This is a genomic window from Pararhodobacter sp. SW119, assembly GCF_017811755.1.
Lineage (GTDB): Bacteria > Pseudomonadota > Alphaproteobacteria > Rhodobacterales > Rhodobacteraceae > Pararhodobacter.
On the sequence record NZ_JADDJF010000013.1, the window covers coordinates 19836 to 38761 of the forward strand.

Below are 18926 nucleotides of genomic sequence, written 5' to 3' on the forward strand. Positions count from 1 at the left end.
GGAGCGCACATGCAGTACATCTCGACCCGGGGCGCGGCGCCGGCGCTGGATTTCGAAGCGACGATGCTGACCGGGCTTGCCCGCGACGGCGGCCTCTACGTGCCCGCCGAGATCCCGGTGCTGACACCGGCCGAGATTGCCGCGCTGGCGGGGATATCCTACGAGGACGCGGCCTTTCGCATCATGCGCCCGTTCATCGGCGAGACCTTCACCGATGACGAATTCCGCGCCCTGATCGCCGCCGCCTATGCCGGTTTCGGCCATCCCGCTCGCGCGCCGCTGAAGCAACTGGCGCCGGGGCATTTCCTACTGGAGCTGTTCCACGGGCCGACGCTGGCCTTCAAGGACTTCGCCATGCAGCTGATCGGGCAGCTGTTCCAGGCGGCGCTGAAACGCTCGGGGCAGCGGGTGACGATCGTCGGGGCGACCTCGGGCGATACCGGCTCGGCCGCGATCGAGGCGTTCCGGGGGCTGGACAATGTCGATGTCTTCATCCTGTTCCCGTATGGCCGCGTGTCCGAGGTCCAGCGCCGGCAGATGACGACACCGGCCGAGCCCAACGTGCATGCCATCGCCATCGACGGCGATTTCGACACCTGCCAGGCGCTGGTCAAGGACATGTTCAACGACTTCGCCTTTCGCGACCGGGTGCGGCTCGCGGGCGTCAACAGCATCAACTGGGCGCGGGTGCTGGCGCAGGTGGTCTATTACTTCACCGCCGCGGTGGCGCTGGGCGCGCCGCACCGCCCCGTCGCCTTCACCGTGCCCACGGGCAATTTCGGCGACATCTTCGCGGGATCGATCGCCGCTGCGATGGGCCTGCCGATCGCGCACCTGGTGATCGCGACCAACCAGAACGACATCCTGCACCGCTGCCTTGGCACGGGTGTCTACCAGACCGAGGCTGTGTTGCCTTCGATCAGCCCGTCGATGGACATCCAGGTCTCATCGAATTTCGAGCGCGCGTTGCATCGGGCCTATGGCGGGGACGGCCGTGCGGTGGGCCAGTTGATGGACGAGTTGAAGGCATCGGGGCGGTTTGCCGTCAGCCAGGGCGCGCTGGAGGGGTTGCGCGAACTCTACGCCTCGGGGCGGGTCAGCGAGGACGAGACCAGCGCGACCATCGCCCGCACCCTGCGCGAGACTGGCGAGCTGCTGTGCCCGCATTCGGCGGTCGGGGTGAAGGTGGCGGAGGCACATCTGGGTGCCGCGCCGATGGTGACGCTGGCAACAGCGCATCCGGCGAAGTTTCCCGATGCCGTCGAGGCCGCGGCCGATCTGCGCCCAGCCCTGCCGCCGCGCATGGCCGACCTTTTCGAGCGGCCCGAGCGGATGACGCGATTGCCCGACGACCGCGCCGCGCTGCAGGCGCTGATTTTCGACCGGATCGGCATGGAGGCGTCGGCCTGATGCATCGCCTGACCACGCTGCCCAACGGTTTTCGCATCGTTTCCGAACACATGCCCGGGCTTGCCTCGGCCGCGGTCGGGGTCTGGGTCATGGCCGGCGCCCGGCATGAGCGCCCCGACGAAAACGGCATCGCGCATTTCCTCGAACATATGGCGTTCAAGGGCACGACCCGGCGCAGCGCGCTGCAGATCGCCGAGGAGATCGAGGATGTCGGCGGCTACATCAACGCCTATACCTCGCGCGAGGCGACGGCCTATTACGCACGTGTCCTGCAGGCCGACGTGCCGCTTGCGCTGGACGTGATCGCGGACATCGTGCTGAAGCCGGCGTTCGACGCGCGCGAGATCGAGGTCGAGCGCGGCGTCATCCTGCAGGAGATCGGGCAGGCGCTGGACACGCCCGATGATGTGATCTTCGACTGGCTGCAGGAGGCCAGCTATCCCGACCAGGCCATCGGCCGCCCGATCCTGGGCGCGAGCGAGCGCGTCGCCAGCCATGGTGCGGAGGCGTTGCGCGGCTTCGTTGCCGGGCACTACGGGCCGGCGCAGATGGTGCTGGCGGCGGCCGGCGCGATCGACCACGAAGAACTGGTCAAGCTTGCCATCGAGCAGTTCGGCGATCTGCCGGCCCAGTCCATGTCGCCGGCCGAACCTGCCCGCTTCCACTGTGGCGAGCGCCGCGAGGTGAAGCGGCTGGAACAGGCGCATTTCGCCCTCGCGATCGAGGCGCCGGCATTTCGCCATCGCGACGTCTACAGCGCGCAGGTGTTCGCCGCGATCCTGGGCGGCGGCATGTCGTCGCGGCTTTTCCAGAAGCTGCGCGAGGAAAAGGGGCTGTGCTACACCACCTTCGCGCAGGCCGGCGCGCACGAGGATACCGGCACGATCACGATCTATGCCGGCACCGGCGCCGGCCAGGTACGCGATCTGGCCGAACTGACCATCGACGAGATCCGCCGCGCCGCGGAGGACGTGACCGAGCCGGAAGTGGCGCGCGCCCGCGCGCAGATGAAGGCGGGGCTTCTGATGGGCCTCGAAAGCCCGTCGGGACGTGCGGAACGGCTGGCGCGGATGCTGGCGATCTGGGACCGGATTCCCAGCCTGGAGGAAACGGTCGAGAAGATCGACGCGGTGGACCTGGCCGCGATCCGCGCCTATGGCGAACGTACCGCGACCGACGCGCGACTGGCGATGGCGCTCTACGGTCCGGTCAAGCGCGCGCCCGACCTGGAGGTGTTGCGCGAAAGGCTCGTGCGGTGATGTCCGTCTGGCCGTTCGCCCGGCGGCGGCCGAGTATCGCCACCGAACGGCTGCTGTTGCGACTGCCCGAGCATGCCGACTATCAACCCTGGTCAAACCTGCGCGCGCAGAGCGCCGACTTCCTGATCCCGTGGGAACCCGCCTGGTCCGAGGACCATCTGACCCGGCGCGCCTTTACCGCGCGGGTGCAATGGAGCCAGCGCGTCCACGAACAGGGATCGGCGGTGCCCTTCTTCCTGATCCGGCAGAAGGACGGCGCGTTGCTCGGCGCGATCACGCTGGACCACATCCGGCGCGGCCCCAGCCAATCGGGGACCATCGGCTACTGGATTGGCCAGCCCCATGCGCGGCAGGGCTACATGCGCGAGGCGATCCGCGGTGTCGTCCATCATGCCTTCACGTCCCTGGACCTGAGCCGGATCGAGGCCGCCTGCCTGCCGGAAAATACCGCGTCGCGCGGCGTGCTGGAGAAGTCGGGTTTCAAGTACGAGGGCGTCGCGCAATCCTATCTTCAGATCAACGGCCGCTGGCGCAATCATGTGCTCTATGCCAACCTGCGCGCGGATCGGCGCGGGCGCACCGATGCAGGCTGAGGGAAGGACAAGATGCTGAACCCGGCGGAAGGGGCCTTTCTGAACGAACTCGCCGCGGCCCTGCCCGAGGGCGCGCTGCGCCAACCCGAGGCGCGCCACCTCGAGGAGCCGCGCGGGCGGTGGAGCGGCCGGGCCGGCGTGCTGGCCTGTCCGGCGTCGGTCGACGAGGTGGCGGTGATCCTGCGCGCGGCGGGCGCGGCGAGCGTGCCGGTCGTGCCCTATGGCGGCGGGACGGGGCTTGTCGGCGGTCAGGTGGCGGCCGAACTGCCGGCGCCGCTGATCCTGTCGCTCGAACGGATGGCGCGCATTCGCGCGGTCGAGCCGGCGGGCAACGCGCTGATCGCCGAGGCCGGCTGCATCCTTGCCGATGTCCAGCGCGCCGCTGCTGACGCGGGACGCCTCTTTCCACTTTCGCTTGCCTCCGAAGGATCGGCGCGGATCGGCGGGCTGTTGGCCACCAACGCCGGCGGCACCGGCGTGCTGCGCTGGGGCAACGCGCGCGACCTGTGCCTGGGGCTCGAGGTGGTGACGGCCGACGGGCGGGTCTGGCACGGGCTGAAGCGGCTGCGCAAGAACAACATGGGCTACGACCTGCGCCACCTGATGATCGGATCGGAGGGCACGCTGGGCGTGATCACGGCGGCCAGCCTGCGGCTGGTCCCGCGCCCGGCGCGGCAGGGCGCGGCGCTGTTTGTCGTGCGCGACCCACAGGCGGCGCTCGATCTGCTGGACCGCGCGCAGGCGCATCTGGGCGAAGGGATATCGGCGTTTGAGTTGATCGGCGGAATGGGGCTGCGGTTCCTGGCCGACACGATGCCCCAGGTCCGCCAGCCGTTTGCCGAGCCGCCGGAATGGATGGTGTTGATCGACCTCGGCCTGCCCGAAGCGAACGATCCCCAGGCAGCACTGGAGTCGCTTTTTGCCGAGGCGGCGGAAGCCGGGCTTGCCAGCGACGGCGTGATCGCCGCGTCCGAGGCGCAGCGGGCGCAGTTCTGGGCCCTGCGCGAATCGATCCCCGAGGCGAACCGGAAGATCGGGTCGGTCTCGAACCACGATATCTCGGTGCCGCTGGCGGCGGTGCCGGAGTTCATCGACCGCGCCGACGCCGCCTTGGCCGCGATCGGCGCGTTCCGGATCAACTGCTTCGGCCACCTGGGCGACGGCAACCTGCACTGGAACGTCTTTCCGGCGCCCGGCCGCAGCCGCGCCGAGCACGAGAACCAGCGCGACGAGATCAAGACCCGTGTGCATGACCTGGTGCACGAACTTGGCGGGTCGGTCAGCGCCGAACACGGGATCGGCCGGTTCAAGGTCCCGGACCTGGAGCGCTACGGCGATCCGGTCGCGCTGGCGTTGATGCGAACGATCAAGGACGCGCTGGACCCCGACGGCATCCTCAACCCCGGCGCGGTGCTGCGCATGCGCGACTGATTTCCCTTGCCCTTGGTCGGTGGCGACCGATCTTTTCCCCATGGGGCACGATTGCCGCAATCACGAAGAAGGGGAGCAAGACGATGACGATTTCGAGACGCGCGATGATGGCGGGCACTGTCGGTCTGGGTGCGGCCTTTGCCTTCCGCCCGTTGTCGGCGCAGGCACAGACGGAAGCCGGGGAGGGATACATGCGCACGCGGATCGGCGATTTCGAAGTGATCGCGCTGAGCGACGGTTCGGTACAGCGACCGCTGGATGCAGGCTTCGTGCGCAATGCGCCGCTGGAGGACGTTCAGGCGGCGCTTGCGTCGGCGGGCCTGCCCACCGATCACGTCACCAACAGCTTCTCGCCCGTGGTCGTGATCGCGGACGGGCGTCACATCCTGTTCGACGCGGGCTTTGCCGACAATGGCCCCGACGGCACGGGACTGCTGGCGGAGAACATGGAAGCCGCCGGGATCGCGCCGGGGGACATCGACGCGGTGGTGATGAGCCACCTGCACCCGGACCATGTGAACGGCCTGCGGCGCAGCGACGGCACGCTGGTCTATCCCGACGCGGAGATCTGGATACCGCAGCCCGAGCTTGACCACTGGATGAGCGACGAGCGGATGAACGCCGCCCCCGAAGGCGCGCGGGGCGCGTTCCGCGTGGTCCGCCGGGTACTCGACGGCTACCCCGAGGGGCGGTTGAACGCCTTCGCGCCCGGGACGCGCGTGGCGGGTGCGATCGACACCGCGCCGGCCTTCGGGCATACGCCCGGGCACACGGTCCTGTCGGTCGGCGAGGGCGCCGAGAGCTTCACCTTCATCGGTGACGCGGCGCATATCCCGGCGCTGTTCGTGGCCAATCCCGACTGGCAGCTGATGTTCGACATGGACCCCGACGCCGCGCGCGAATCGCGCCACGCGCTGCTGGCGCGGCTTGCCGAGCAGGGGGGGCTGGTCGCCGGCTATCACTTCCCGGCGGGCACCATCGGCCGGATCGAAACGGCCGGCGACAGCTACGCCTACAGCACGAACGGCTGATCCGGGTGCGCCCCGGCGGTCAGCCGTCGTCGGGGCGCTTCAGCGTGAAGGTGTCGCGCACGACCGTGTAGTCGCGATAGCCGAGCCGGGCGACCGGGTTGTAGCGGGTGATTTCGAATATCCCGTCCACCAGGCAGTCGTCGCGCAGGTGGATTCCGGTGACCTCGCCGATGACGAGGTAGTTGGCGGCCCCGGCCAGTTGCACGATCTGGCTCATCTGGCATTCCAGCGCCGCGGGCGCGCCGGCGACGCGCGAACAGGGGATCGTCTCGCACGCGGCCCGTTGCAGGGCGGCAAGGTCGAACTCGTCGGTCTCCCTCGGCCAGCCGCCGGAGCTTTGGTTCATCGCGTCGATCATCGCCTCGGCCACGATATTGACGCAGAAGACGCCGGTTTCGCGGATGTTGGCGACGCTGTCCTTGGTGCCGGCCCGGTCGGACTTGGCGCCGGTTGACGCGAAGATGACCTGCGGTGGCACGTAGGCGACCGCGTTGAAGAAGGAATAGGGCGCAAGGTTCTCCGCCCCGTCCGCGCCGCGCGTCGAGATCCAGCCGATGGGGCGCGGCGTGACGATGGCGTTGAACGGGTTGTGGGGTAGGCCGTGGCCGTCGGACGGTTTGTAGAACATGCGCTCTCCTTCGATTTGAAACCGACATAGGCCCGTGCTACGCGCGCTTCCAGCGGAAAACCGGGGGCGGGCGTGGAACTTGGGCAGGAGCGGGCCGGGGACTGGTGGGAGGTCGAGGCCCTCTATGACCTCTGCTTCGCACCGGGGCGCGAGGCGCTGTCGTCCTACCGCCTGCGCGACGGAGTGCCGCCCGTGCCGGAACTCTGCCTCTGGCTGCGCGACGAGACCGGCGCGCTGGTCGCGGCGATCCGGCACTGGCCGGTGCGGGTGGGCGGCGCCCCGGCGCTGCTGCTGGGGCCGGTCGCGGTGCATCCGACGCGCCAGGGCGAGGGGCTGGCGGGCAACCTGATGGGCGAGAGCATGGCGCGGGCGGCGGACCTGGGCTGGGCGCGGGTGATGCTGGTCGGCGATGCCCCCTATTATGCGCGCTTCGGCTTCAGCCGGCTCGAGGGCGTCGAGATGCCGCCGCCCACGAACCCCGACCGTGTGCTGGGCTACGCGCTGCAGCCCGGGGCCTGGGAGGGGGTCACGGGGTTGGTCAGTCGCTGGTGCGCAGCGGGGTCGTGACTGCGGGGTCGTGACGGCGGGGTGCGCGAAACCGGGTCGTTGCGCGGGCAGGTCGAGAGGGCTGCGCAAATTTGCGCAATATCATAACCTTCTGTTATTGTTATAAAAGGTCATATCTGTTAACCAAATTTCAACCCGCCCGAAGGCGCGGGACGGGTCAGGTCAGACGTCGCGGCTGGCGGTGCGGCGATCACGGTTGCCGGGATTCCGGGGCGCGCAACTGGTCGCCCCGGCTGGCGGCGGCAAGGACCGCCCGCGCCTCGGTCACGATGTCGCGGACGATGTCGGCTGCCGGCTGTTCGCGGCGCACGAGGCCGACGCCCAGGCCGGCCCAAAGCGGCAGGGCCTCGATGTCGCCGGTGAACTCGGCGTGCGCCACGATTGCGTCGTAACGGCGAATGGGGCCTTTGGGCCGGTTCGCGACGATGTCGCCCTCGCCGGGCCGGTTGCCGCTGGGCGGGCGGCCCGCGTCTTCCCAGGCGGCGACGGTCGGGGTGCGCAGGACCCGGCCCGGTGCGTCCGGCCAGGTACCGTCGTAGAGCGTCGAAATGACCGTGTCCCGCGCCTCGGCCGCCAACACGCGGGTGCGGTAGAGCGGGTGGATCTCGGCCTCGGTCGCGCCGAGGAATCGCGTGCCCATGAAGGCGGCCTGAGCGCCGAGTGCGAGAACGGCGGCAAGGCCGCGACCGTCGCCGATGCCGCCCGCCGCAGCCACCGGCACGGGGGCCACCGCATCGACCACCGCCGGCACCAGGGCCAGCGTGGAGACCGTACCGCGTACGTGGCCGCCGGCCTCCCACCCCTGCGCGACGATGATGTCGGCCCCGGCTTCGGCCGCGCTTTCGGCCTCGGCGACGCTGCCGACGGTCATCATCAGCAGCGCCCCGGAATCGTGGATGCGCCCGACCAGCGGGGCGGGATCGCCCCAGAAGAGCGAGACGACCGGCACGCGCTCGGCCAGCATCGCCTCGAACTCCGCCGCGATATCATAGGAGAGGAGGAGGTTGCAGGCGAAGGGGCGGTCGGTGCGTGCGCGAACCTCGCTGATACGGCGCCGCGTGCCGTCGGCGCCCCAGCCGGTCAGCGTGACCGTCCCGAGCCCGCCGGCGCCCGAAACCGCAGAGGCCAGCGCCGGACCCGCCGGGCCGCCGATCGGGGCCTGGATGATCGGATGGTCGATCCCGAGCCTTTCGCACAGCGGCGTCCGCATCGGCACCCTCCGGCCCTATTCCAAGGACCCTGAATCTAGCATGGATCGGCCGGGGGCGGTGACAGATTCGTCAGCCCCGGTTCGCCAGCGGTGAGCGTGGCAAGCGCAGGGGTCCGTGCGCGCCCTTTCCGGCGGGGCTTGCGCGGCGGGCGCGTTTGGTCTAGGCACCCGCCAGCCTTCGGGCCGACCAATCGATGACAACAACATGCCGTGTTCGCCCATTATCGCTTCGGGGGCGTTTCCGGCCAAGGAGAAGCGACATGAAACTCAACGATCTGCGCGACAATCCCGGCGCGATGACCAAGAAGAAGCGGGTCGCGCGCGGCCCCGGCTCGGGCAAGGGCAAGACCGCCGGGCGCGGCATCAAGGGCCAGAAGTCCCGTTCGGGCGTGGCGCTGAATGCCTATGAGGGCGGTCAGATGCCGCTTTACCGCCGCCTGCCGAAGCGCGGCTTCACCAAGCCGAACCGCAAGGCCTTTGCGGTCGTGAACCTGGGCGCCATCGCCCGGTTCATCGAAGCCGGCAAGCTGGACGCGAAGGCCGAGATCACCGAGGACCTGCTGGTGACCTCGGGGCTGGTACGGCGCAAGCTCGACGGCGTGCGCGTTCTGGCCAAGGGCGAGATCGCGCAGGCGGTGACGCTGTCGGTGACCGGCGCGTCGAAAGCCGCGGTCGAGGCCGTGGAAAAGGCCGGCGGAACCCTGAAAACCGCGCAGGCTGTCGCCGAAGCGGCCGAATAAGGTGTTGTGAGCGCCCGCGCGCGCGACTACATCTTCACCGAGGTTTTCCTGCGCCGCCGACCGGGGACCGGTTCGGCGGCGCGCGCATGAAAGAGACGGGCACATGACATCTGCGGCAGAGCAAATGGCGGCCAACACCAGCTGGGCCGCCCTGGTGAAGGCGAAGGAACTGCGCCAGCGCATTCTCTTCGCGCTCGGCCTTTTGATCGTCTACCGGATCGGCACCTACATTCCGGTGCCCGGCATCGACGGCGGCGCGCTGCGCGAGTTCATGGACGAGGCGACCGCCGGACTGGGCGGGATGCTCAACATGTTCACCGGCGGCGCGATCGCGCGGATGGGCATCTTCGCCCTGGGCATCATGCCCTACATCTCGGCGGCGATCATCGTGCAGCTGGTGGCGGCCATGTACGGCCCCTGGCAGGCGCTGAAGAAGGAAGGCGAGATGGGGCGGCGCAAGCTGAACCAGTACACGCGCTTCGGCACCGTCCTGCTGGCCACGATGCAGTCCTACGGGCTGGCGGTCAGCCTGGAGGCCGGCGATCTGGCCACCGATCCGGGCTGGTTCTTCCGCATATCGACCGTCATCACGCTGGTCGGCGGCACCATGTTCCTGATGTGGCTGGGCGAGCAGATCACCGCGCGCGGCATCGGCAACGGCATCTCGCTGATCATCTTCGTGGGCATCATCGCCGAGATCCCGGCGCAGCTTGCGCAGTTCCTCAGCCAGGGACGGACCGGGGCGATCAGCCCGGCGGTGGTGATCGGCATCCTGCTCATGATGATCGCGCTGGTGGCGTTCATCGTGTTCATGGAACGCGCCTTGCGAAAGATCCATATCCAGTATCCCCGCCGGCAGGTGGGCATGAAGGTCTTCGACGGCGGCGCCTCGCACCTGCCGGTGAAGGTCAATCCCGCGAACGTGATCCCGGCGATCTTCGCCTCGTCGCTCTTGCTTCTGCCGACGACCGTCTCGACCTTCTCGGGGCAGTCGACCAGCCCGTTCATGGCCACCATGCTGGCCTATTTCGGGCCGGGACAGCCGCTCTATCTGCTGTTCTTCACCGGCATGATCATCTTCTTCACCTTCTTCTACACGCTCAACGTGTCGTTCAAGGTCGAGGATGTGGCCGAGAACCTGAAGAACCAGAACGGCTTCATTCCCGGTATCCGGCCGGGCAAGCGGACCGAGGAATACCTCTACTACGTCGTCACGCGAATCGTCACCGTCGGGTCGCTCTATCTTGCCGGCGTCGCCCTCATGCCCGAGATCCTGCGCGCGCAGTTGCAGATCCCCTTCTATTTCGGCGGCACCTCGGTCCTGATCGTCGTCGTGGTCGGGATGGACACGATGAACCAGGTCCAGTCGCACCTGCTGGCGCACCAGTACGAGGGGCTGCTGGAGAAGTCGCGCCTGCGTGGCAAGGGCGCGCGCGGCTCCGGTTCGCGCGGCTCGGGCGGGCGGAGCGGTAGCCCGCGCAAGGGGCCGTCGCTGCGCTGATCCGGGCCTGGCGGCCGGCGCGACGGACCGCAAGGCAGCCCGCCGCCAACCGTTCAACGGTTCCGGCGATGCGCTCTTGACCTCGGTCTGAAAAACGCCTAGCGGGAGCCCTCGAATTCGCGCTCCGAGTCGCGTTGCGACCCGGGCGCGTTTCATATCACACGGCCACTTGGGCGCGTGTTGTGAAAAAAGGTTCTGGAACTACGGAACCGCAACGAAAGGAAGACCTGCGTGGCACGTATTGCTGGCGTCAACATCCCTACCGGAAAGCGCGTACCGATCGCGCTGACCTATATCCATGGCATCGGTCCGACCATTGCCAACAAGATCGTCGAATCGCTGAACATCGCGCCCTCGCGCCGGATCAACGAGCTGTCCGATGACGAGGTTCTGGCGATCCGCGAGTTCATCGACGCCAACCTGACCGTCGAAGGCGACCTGCGCCGCGAGGTGCAGATGAACATCAAGCGCATGATGGACATCGGCTCGTATCGCGGTCTGCGTCACCGCCGCAACCTGCCCGTGCGCGGCCAGCGCACCCATACCAACGCCCGCACGCGCAAGGGCCCGGCGAAAGCGATCGCCGGCAAGAAGAAATAAGGGGGCGGAACAATGGCTCGTGACAAGACGCGCGTGAAGCGCAAGGAACGCAAGAACATCGCCGCCGGCGTGGCGCATGTGAATTCGTCGTTCAACAATACCAAGATCCTGATCTCGGACGTTCAGGGCAACGCGATATCGTGGTCCTCGGCCGGCACCATGGGCTTCAAGGGGTCGCGCAAGTCGACGCCCTATGCGGCGCAGCTTGCCGCCGAAGATGCCGCCAAGAAGGCCCAGGAACACGGCCTGCGCACCCTCGAGGTCGAGGTGCAGGGGCCGGGATCGGGCCGGGAATCGGCGCTGCGGGCACTGGCCGCCGCCGGACTGGTGATCACCTCCATCCGCGATGTCACGCCGCTGCCGCACAACGGCTGCCGCGCGCCGAAACGGCGCCGCGTCTGACATCCGACCGCTGCAAGCGGGCCGCGCCACCCCGGCGCGGTCCGGCTTTTCGTTTTGATCCTCGGGCGTATCGGGCCTTGGACATGGGCCGGATACTGGAATGGAGGCGAACTACATGATCCACAAGAATTGGCAGGAACTGATCAAACCGGCACAGCTGGAGGTCAGGCCCGGCAGCATTCCGGCGCGCCGCGCGACCGTCGTCGCCGAACCGCTGGAGCGGGGCTTCGGCCTGACGCTGGGCAACGCGCTGCGCCGGGTGCTGATGTCGTCGCTTCAGGGCGCGGCGATCACCAGCGTGCAGATCGACAACGTCCTTCATGAATTCTCCTCGGTGCCCGGCGTGCGCGAGGACGTGACCGACATCGTCCTCAACCTCAAGGGCGTCGCGCTGAGGATGGAGGTCGACGGTCCTAAGCGCGTGACCGTTTCGGCGCGCGGCCCGGCGGTGGTCAAGGCCGGCGACATCGCGGTCACCAACGGCATCGAGGTGCTGAACAAGGACCAGGTGATCTGCCACCTCGACGACGGCTCCGAGCTTTACATGGAACTGACGGTCAATACCGGCAAGGGCTATGTCTCGGCCGACAAGAACCGGCCCGAGGATGCGCCGATCGGTCTGATCCCGATCGACGCGATCTATTCGCCGGTCAAGAAGGTCGCCTACGAGGTCACGCCGACCCGCGAGGGTCAGGTGCTGGACTATGACAAGCTGACCATGAAGCTCGAAACCGATGGCTCGGTGACGCCCGAGGATGCGGTCGCCTATGCCGCGCGCATCCTGCAGGACCAGTTGCAGATCTTCGTCAACTTCGACGAGCCCGAAGCGGCCGGCCGCGGCGACATGGACGACGGTCTGGAGTTCAACCCGCTGCTGCTGAAGAAGGTGGACGAACTGGAGCTTTCGGTCCGGTCCGCCAACTGCCTGAAGAACGACAACATCGTCTATATCGGCGACCTGATCCAGAAGACCGAGGCCGAGATGCTGCGCACGCCGAACTTCGGCCGCAAGTCCCTCAACGAGATCAAGGAAGTGCTGTCGGGCATGGGTCTGCACCTGGGCATGGATGTCGAGGACTGGCCGCCGGAGAACATCGAGGATCTGGCCAAGCGCTACGAGGACCAGTTCTGAGCAGGCGCGCTTAACCAGGGGGCGCGCCCGTCGCGCCCCATCGGGCCCCGGCCCGCAAGGAGAGCCGCCTTCATTCGCAGGGGTGGCCGGACAAAGAATAAAGTGACTGAAGGAGAGACATCATGCGTCACGCCCGCGGCTACCGCCGCCTGAACCGTACCCACGAGCACCGCAAGGCGCTTTTCGCCAACCTGTCCGGCTCGCTGATCGAGCACGAGCAGATCAAGACCACGCTGCCCAAGGCCAAGGAACTGCGTCCGGTGATCGAAAAGCTGATCACGCTGGCCAAGCGCGGCGATCTGCACGCCCGCCGGCAAGCCGCGGCGCAACTCAAGCAGGACAAGGACGTCGCCAAGCTCTTCGACGTGCTGGGACCGCGCTACAAGGACCGTCAGGGCGGGTATGTCCGCGTCCTGAAGGCCGGATTCCGCTATGGCGACATGGCGCCGATGGCGATCATCGAATTCGTCGACCGCGACCTGGAGGCCAAGGGCGCCGGCGACCGCGCCCGCCTGGAAGCGGCCGAGGCCGCCGAGGACTGATCCCCGACGCCATCGCGATTTTCAGGCCCGCGGCGCCCGCCGCGGGCCTTTGTCGTTTCGGTCGGTGATTGAACCTCGGGGCTGGCAGACCCATAGTCCTGTCCGGTTCGGAGTGCAGGAGGGGGCGATGCGCGGAGTGCTGGCGATCATTCTGGCGGCGGGGCTTCTGCCGGGGGCCGGCGCGGCGCAGAACGTGCCGGCGGATCGCGGCCAGATCGCGCTGAGCTTCGCGCCGGTCGTGCGCGCGGCCGCGCCCGCGGTGGTCAGCATCTACGCGCAGCGCGTGGTCGAGGCGCGCGCCAATCCCTTCTTCGACGACCCGCTTTTCGGCCAGCTATTCGGCGATTTCGGCCGGCGGGTGCCGCGCGTGCAGAATGCGCTGGGATCGGGCGTGATCGTCTCCGCGGACGGGATCGTGGTGTCGAACCAGCACGTCGTCGGCGGCGCCGACGATATCCGCGTGGTCCTGGGCGATCGGCGCGAATTCCTGGCCGACCTGATCCTGGAGGACGCCGAGAGCGATCTGGCGATCCTGCGCATCCGCGGCGCCGAGGGGCTGCCGGTCCTGCAACTGGCCGATTCCGACCGGCTGGAGGTGGGCGATCTGGTGCTGGCCATCGGCAACCCCTTCGGCGTCGGGCAGACGGTGTCCAGCGGTATCGTCTCGGCGCTGGCGCGGTCGGGGATCGCGGTGGGGTCCGGACGGGGCTATTTCATCCAGACCGACGCGGCGATCAATCCCGGCAATTCGGGCGGCGCGCTGGTCGATCTGCGCGGACGGCTGGCCGGCATCAACACGGCGATCCTGACGCGGACCGGTGGCTCGCACGGGATCGGCTTCGCGATTCCCTCGAACCTTGTCGCGCAGGTCGTAGCACAGGCGCAGGAGGGGCAGTCGAGGTTCCAGCGCCCCTGGGCGGGCATGACCGGGCAGTCGGTCGATGCGAGCCTCGCCGAGGCGTTCGAGATGAGCCTGCCTCAGGGCGTGGTCATCACCGAACTGCACCCGGCCAGCCCGCTGGCGCTGGCCGGGCTGGTGCCGGGCGACGTGATCCTGTCGCTCGACGGCGAGCCGGTGAACTCGCCGCCCGAGATGAACTTTCGCATGGCGGCGCGCGGCATCGGCGCGCGGGCGCGCCTGAGCGTGCTGCGCAACGGCAGCGACGCGCAGGTGACCATCGACCTGATCGCCCCGCCCGACGAGCCGCCGCGCAACCGGCTGGAGGTGCGCCACGGTGTCGCGCTGCGCGGTCTGGTGGCCGAAAACATCAACCCCGCCGTGGTCGCCGAGCATGGCCTGCCGCCGGCGGTCGACCGGGGCGTGATCGTCGTTACCGTGCGCGACATCGCGCTGCGGGCGGGGATCCGGGCGGGCGACGTGCTGCTGGCGATCAATCGCCAGCCCATCGCCACCACCGACGATCTGGACCGCGTCCTGCGCGATCCGACGCGCAACTGGGAAATCGAGATCCTGCGCGAGGGCCGGCGCACCTGGCTGCGGTTCCGCATCTAGGTTTTTACCGACCGTCCGCACCGGCCTGGACTGGCGCCCGCACCGGGGGTGTGCGCATGCGCTCAGGATCGCAAGCTATGATGCTGAACGAGAAATCGGCGCCGTTAACCGCAACGAAACCTTTGCGCGGCGTCGCGCCGGGGCGGTCGACGGCGATCGTCGCCCGGTGCGAAGGCCGTTTCCGCGGGCCTCGCAACCGTCTATGATCACGCGCGAGGTGACCCCGCATGGCAGATCTCTTCGATACCGACGCCGCGACCCCGGACGCGGAGAGCGCGCCCCGGCCGCTGGCCGACCGGCTGCGCCCGCGCACGCTGGCTGACGTGATCGGTCAGGACAAGGTGTTGTCGCCCGATGGACCCTTGGGCGCGATGCTCGCCGCCGGCGCGCTGTCGTCGCTGGTCCTCTGGGGGCCGCCCGGCACCGGCAAGACCACCATCGCCCGCCTTCTGGCCGATGCGACGGATCTGCATTTCGTCCAGATCAGCGCGATCTTCACCGGCGTGCCCGATCTGCGCAAGGTCTTCGAGGCCGCCAAGCACCGGCGCGCGAACGGGCAGGGGACGCTGCTGTTCGTCGACGAGATCCACCGCTTCAACAAGGCGCAGCAGGACGGCTTCCTGCCGCATATGGAGGATGGCACAATCCTGCTGGTGGGGGCCACGACCGAAAACCCTTCGTTCGAGTTGAACGCGGCGCTTCTGTCCCGGGCGCAGGTGATCGTGCTGCAACGGCTCAGCCTTGCCGATCTGGAACTGCTGGCGCAGCGGGCCGAGCAGGCGCTGGGTCGCGCCCTGCCGCTGAAGGCCGACGCGCGCGACGCGCTGCTGGAAATGGCCGATGGCGACGGGCGCGCGCTGCTGAACCTGGTCGAGCAGGTGATGGCCTGGAAACTCGACGGTCCGTTGGACAGGGCGACCCTGTCGGCGCGGCTGATGCGGCGCGCGGCGCAGTACGACAAGTCGGGGGATGCCCATTACAACCTGATTTCGGCGCTGCACAAATCCGTGCGCGGCTCGGACCCCGATGCCGCCCTCTATTGGCTGGCACGGATGCTGGAGGGGGGCGAGGACCCGCGCTATCTGGCCCGGCGTATCACCCGCATGGCGATCGAGGATATCGGCCTGGCCGAACCGCAGGCGCAGGCGCTCTGCCTGCAGGCCTGGGAGGTCTACGAGCGCCTCGGCAGCCCCGAAGGCGAATTGGCGCTGGCGCAGGCGGTGGTCTACCTGTCGCTCGCGCCCAAGTCGAACGCCGTCTACGCGGGTTTCAAGGCCGCGCAGGCGCTGGCGAAGAAGACCGGATCGAAACCGCCCCCGGCGCATATCCTGAACGCCCCCACGAAGCTGATGCAGGAACAGGGCTATGGCGCGGGCTACGCCTATGACCACGATGCCGAGGACGGGTTTTCGGGCCAGGACTATTTTCCCGAAGGGGTGAAGCGCCCGGTCCTCTATGTCCCGCCCGAGCGCGGCTTCGAGCGGGAGTTGAAGAAGCGTCTGGATTACTTTGCAAAGCTGCGCATCCGCCGGCAGGGCTGACGGCGGTTGACAAGGCGAGCCTTGCGCGAAATGGAAGGCGCATGTTCGGAACCCTCGCACAGGTGGCTATCGGTGGCGCATTGGGCGCACTCGCGCGCTTCGGCACGCAGGCGCTGGCCTTTCGCACCTTCGGCCCGGCCTTTCCGGTCGGCACGCTGGCCGCGAACGTGCTGGGCAGCTTCCTGATGGGGCTGGCCGCCGCTTGGCTGCTGGACCGCGAATTTGCGCGCTTCGCGCCCTTCGTCATCGTCGGCTTCCTTGGCGCCTACACGACCTTCTCGACCTATGCGCTGGACGCGCTGAAGCTGTGGGAGAGGGGCGACGCGCTGCCGGCACTGGGCTATGTGCTGGGCTCGGTCGTGCTGTCCATCGCCGCCTGCCTCGCCGGGCTGGCCCTGGGGCGGAGCCTTGCGGCATGAGCGGTGTTCAGCACCTGACCGTGGCCGAGGATGCGGGCGACCAGCGCCTCGACCGCTGGCTCAAGCGCCAGTTCCCGCAGATCAACCAGTCGATGGTCGAAAGGCTCTGCCGTAAGGGCGAATTGCGCGTCGATGGCGGGCGGGTCAAGGCCGCGACGCGGCTGCAGGCCGGGCAGACCGTGCGCGTCCCGCCGCTGCCCGATGCGCCCGCACCCCCGCCGCCTGCCACCGCCCCCGCCATCCCCCGCGACGATGCCGAGATGATCCGCGCGGCGGTCCTGTGGAAGGACGAGCATATCATCGCGCTCGACAAGCCGCCGGGCCTGCCCAGCCAGGGCGGATCGGGGCAGGGCGACCGGCATGTCGACGCCCTGACCGAGGCGCTGACCTTCGGCTACAAGGAACGCCCCGTGCTGGTGCACCGGCTGGACAAGGACACCTCGGGCGTGCTGCTGCTGGCGCGCACCCCGCGCATCGCGCGCCGCCTGGGCGAGGCGTTCCGGCACCGCGCCACGCGCAAGATCTACTGGGCCATCGTCGCCGGCGTGCCCAGCCCGGCGAAGGGCACCATCCGCTACGGGCTGGTCAAGGCCGGCGGGCCGCGCGCCGAGAAGATGCGCTGCATCCATCCCGACCAGGTCAACGCGACCGAGGGCGCCAAGCGCGCCACCACCGATTACGCGGTGCTGGAACGGCTGGGCAGCCGCGCCGCCTGGGTGGCGCTGGTGCCGGTGACCGGGCGCACGCACCAGTTGCGCGCGCATATGGCGGAAATCGGGCATCCGATCGTCGGGGACGGCAAGTACGGCGGCTCGGGGCAGGACAATCCGGGCGATGGCTGGGGCGCGCAGATGGGCGGCGAGATCAGCCGCAAGCTGCACCTGCACGCGCGGTCGATCCGGTTCGAGCATCCGATCACGGGCAGGACGGTCACGATCAGCGCCCCGTTGCCCGAGCACATGCGCAGAAGCTGGGCGACCTTCGGCTGGTCCGAATCCGACGTGCCCGCCGATCCGTTCGAGGAGGAGGCATGAGCGCTCGGCTGATCGTCTTCGACGTCGACGGGACCCTGCTCGACAGCCAGGCGCATATCCTGGCGGCGATGGCGCGCGCGTTCGCGACGCACGGGCTGGATTGTCCGCCGCCGGCACAGGTGCTGTCGATTGTCGGGCTGTCGCTGCCGCAGGCGATCGCGCGGCTGATGCCCGGACCCGACGCGGCGCTGCTGACGGCGCTCGTGGCGACCTACAAGGACAGCTTCACGGCGCTGCGGGCGCAGGATGCCTCGCCCCTCTATCCCGGTGCGCGCGCGGTGCTGGAGCGGCTTCTCGGGCGCGACGATGTCATCCTCGGGGTGGCGACGGGCAAGTCGCGCCGGGGGCTCGACCATGTGATCGCCGCGCATGGGCTGGGCGGGTACTTTCGCACCCTGCAGGTCGCCGACGACCACCCGTCGAAGCCGCATCCGGCGATGCTGCGCGCCGCGCTGGCCGAGGCCGGCGTGCGGCCAGCGGACGCGGTGATGATCGGCGACACGACCTACGACATCGACATGGGCCGCGCCGCGGGCACCCGCACGCTGGGCGTGACCTGGGGGTATCATCCGCCCGCGTCGCTGGTTCAGGCCGGCGCCGACCGCGTGCTCGAGGATTTCGAGGCCCTGCTCCCCGCCGTCGAGGCGTTCTGGGAGGCGGCATGAGCGCCTGGGGTGCCCGACGGTTCTGGACCGAGGTGTCGATCCTGCCGGTCGAGGGCGGTTTTGCCGTCCGGCTTGACGGGCGCGATCTGCGCACGCCGGCGAAGGCGCCGCTGGTGCTGCCGACGCAAGCCTTCGCCGACCTGGTCGCCGCCGAATGGGCCGCGCAGGAGGGCACGATCCGCCCCGACACGATGCCCGCGACGCGCGCCGCGAATGTCGCCATCGACAAGGTCCGCGGCCAGGCGCGCGCGGTCGCGGGCCTTATCTCCGACTACGGCGCCACCGACCTTCTGTGCTATCGCGCCGCGGCGCCGGAAGCGCTGGTCGCCCGGCAGGCCGCGGCCTGGGACCCGCTGCTGGACTGGGCGGCGCGCCGCTTCGGCGTCAGCTGGCAGGTCACCACCGGCGTCATGCCCTGCGACCAGCCGCAGGCCACGCTCGATCGGCTTTCCGCCCATGTCGCAGGCTTCGGTGCCTTCGAATTGACCGCCATGCACGATCTCGTCGCGCTCTCGGGCTCGCTGGTGATCGGCCTTGCGGTGACGGAAGGCGAAGACCAGCCCGAAACGCTGTGGCGGATTTCGCGGATCGACGAGGAGTGGCAGATATCACAATGGGGCGAGGATGCGGAAGCGGCGCAGAAGGCCGCGCTGCGGCAGCGCGATTTCCTCAATGCCGCGCGCTTCTTCGCCGCCTGCCGCTGACCTT

General features: G+C 68.8%; 20 protein-coding genes. 18 read left to right on the top strand and 2 right to left on the bottom strand.

Going from position 1 to position 18926, the window contains the following annotated elements; translation table 11 throughout:
- Window positions 1-9 precede the first annotated feature (9 nt).
- From thrC to IM708_RS09805, 5 genes are all read left to right on the top strand, one after another.
- Window positions 10-1410, top strand: coding sequence for a threonine synthase (gene thrC / locus IM708_RS09785; RefSeq protein ID WP_209426338.1), 1401 nt, complete (start codon window positions 10-12; stop codon window positions 1408-1410).
- A complete protein-coding gene (locus IM708_RS09790) occupies window positions 1410-2669 on the top strand; it encodes a pitrilysin family protein (RefSeq protein WP_209426339.1) in 1260 nt (419 codons plus the stop codon). Before thrC ends, IM708_RS09790 begins: the two co-directional genes overlap by 1 nt.
- Window positions 2669-3262 (top strand): GNAT family protein, encoded by a 594-nt coding sequence (locus IM708_RS09795; RefSeq protein WP_209426340.1) that lies wholly within the window; start codon window positions 2669-2671, stop codon window positions 3260-3262. The genes IM708_RS09790 and IM708_RS09795 overlap by 1 nt, the downstream gene beginning before the upstream one ends.
- A gap of 12 nt (window positions 3263-3274) precedes the next feature.
- Window positions 3275-4693 (top strand): FAD-binding oxidoreductase, encoded by a 1419-nt coding sequence (locus IM708_RS09800; protein WP_209426341.1) that lies wholly within the window; start codon window positions 3275-3277, stop codon window positions 4691-4693.
- Between the two features lie 83 nt (window positions 4694-4776).
- Entirely contained in the window at window positions 4777-5724 is a 948-nt protein-coding gene (locus IM708_RS09805; RefSeq protein ID WP_209426342.1) for an MBL fold metallo-hydrolase, read from the top strand.
- A gap of 19 nt (window positions 5725-5743) precedes the next feature.
- On the opposite strand, the gene IM708_RS09810 is transcribed toward IM708_RS09805, so the two are convergent.
- Window positions 5744-6352: a flavin reductase family protein gene (locus IM708_RS09810; RefSeq protein ID WP_209426343.1), complete on the bottom strand. Its 609-nt coding sequence runs from the start codon at window positions 6350-6352 to the stop codon at window positions 5744-5746.
- A gap of 72 nt (window positions 6353-6424) precedes the next feature.
- Here IM708_RS09810 and IM708_RS09815 point away from each other — a divergent pair, with 72 nt between their 5' ends.
- Entirely contained in the window at window positions 6425-6919 is a 495-nt protein-coding gene (locus IM708_RS09815) for an N-acetyltransferase (RefSeq protein WP_209426344.1), read from the top strand.
- A 190-nt stretch (window positions 6920-7109) separates the two neighbouring features.
- Here IM708_RS09815 and IM708_RS09820 read toward each other — a convergent pair whose 3' ends face one another.
- Entirely contained in the window at window positions 7110-8129 is a 1020-nt protein-coding gene (locus tag IM708_RS09820) for a nitronate monooxygenase family protein (protein ID WP_209426345.1), read from the bottom strand.
- A gap of 260 nt (window positions 8130-8389) precedes the next feature.
- On the opposite strand from IM708_RS09820, the gene rplO reads away from it, so the two are divergent.
- From rplO to IM708_RS09880, 12 genes are all read left to right on the top strand, one after another.
- Window positions 8390-8869, top strand: coding sequence for a 50S ribosomal protein L15 (gene rplO / locus IM708_RS09825; protein WP_209426346.1), 480 nt, complete (start codon window positions 8390-8392; stop codon window positions 8867-8869).
- Window positions 8870-8972: 103 nt separating this feature from the next.
- Window positions 8973-10370 (top strand): preprotein translocase subunit SecY, encoded by a 1398-nt coding sequence (secY, locus tag IM708_RS09830; protein ID WP_209426347.1) that lies wholly within the window; start codon window positions 8973-8975, stop codon window positions 10368-10370.
- Between the two features lie 231 nt (window positions 10371-10601).
- Window positions 10602-10970 (top strand): 30S ribosomal protein S13, encoded by a 369-nt coding sequence (gene rpsM, locus IM708_RS09835; protein WP_209426348.1) that lies wholly within the window; start codon window positions 10602-10604, stop codon window positions 10968-10970.
- 12 nt (window positions 10971-10982) lie between these two features.
- Window positions 10983-11372 carry a 30S ribosomal protein S11 gene (gene rpsK / locus IM708_RS09840; RefSeq protein ID WP_209426349.1) on the top strand — a complete coding sequence of 130 codons (390 nt, stop codon included), beginning with the start codon at window positions 10983-10985 and terminating at the stop codon, window positions 11370-11372.
- A 115-nt stretch (window positions 11373-11487) separates the two neighbouring features.
- Window positions 11488-12504: a DNA-directed RNA polymerase subunit alpha gene (locus tag IM708_RS09845; protein ID WP_209426411.1), complete on the top strand. Its 1017-nt coding sequence runs from the start codon at window positions 11488-11490 to the stop codon at window positions 12502-12504.
- Window positions 12505-12626: 122 nt separating this feature from the next.
- On the top strand, window positions 12627-13046 hold the full coding sequence (gene rplQ, locus IM708_RS09850) for a 50S ribosomal protein L17 (protein ID WP_209426350.1): 420 nt from the start codon (window positions 12627-12629) through the stop codon (window positions 13044-13046).
- A gap of 127 nt (window positions 13047-13173) precedes the next feature.
- The gene (locus IM708_RS09855) at window positions 13174-14559 is read left to right on the top strand and encodes a trypsin-like peptidase domain-containing protein (protein WP_209426351.1); all 1386 of its coding nucleotides are present in this window, start codon (window positions 13174-13176) and stop codon (window positions 14557-14559) included.
- A 227-nt stretch (window positions 14560-14786) separates the two neighbouring features.
- Window positions 14787-16100, top strand: coding sequence for a replication-associated recombination protein A (locus IM708_RS09860; RefSeq protein WP_209426352.1), 1314 nt, complete (start codon window positions 14787-14789; stop codon window positions 16098-16100).
- 41 nt (window positions 16101-16141) lie between these two features.
- Complete coding sequence (gene crcB, locus IM708_RS09865; RefSeq protein ID WP_209426353.1) at window positions 16142-16519, top strand: fluoride efflux transporter CrcB; 378 nt, start codon at window positions 16142-16144, stop codon at window positions 16517-16519.
- Window positions 16516-17553 carry an RluA family pseudouridine synthase gene (locus IM708_RS09870; RefSeq protein ID WP_209426354.1) on the top strand — a complete coding sequence of 346 codons (1038 nt, stop codon included), beginning with the start codon at window positions 16516-16518 and terminating at the stop codon, window positions 17551-17553. The genes crcB and IM708_RS09870 overlap by 4 nt, the downstream gene beginning before the upstream one ends.
- A complete protein-coding gene (locus tag IM708_RS09875) occupies window positions 17550-18218 on the top strand; it encodes an HAD-IA family hydrolase (RefSeq protein WP_209426355.1) in 669 nt (222 codons plus the stop codon). The genes IM708_RS09870 and IM708_RS09875 overlap by 4 nt, the downstream gene beginning before the upstream one ends.
- Window positions 18215-18922: an ATP12 family protein gene (locus IM708_RS09880; protein ID WP_209426356.1), complete on the top strand. Its 708-nt coding sequence runs from the start codon at window positions 18215-18217 to the stop codon at window positions 18920-18922. Before IM708_RS09875 ends, IM708_RS09880 begins: the two co-directional genes overlap by 4 nt.
- Window positions 18923-18926: the final 4 nt, after the last annotated feature.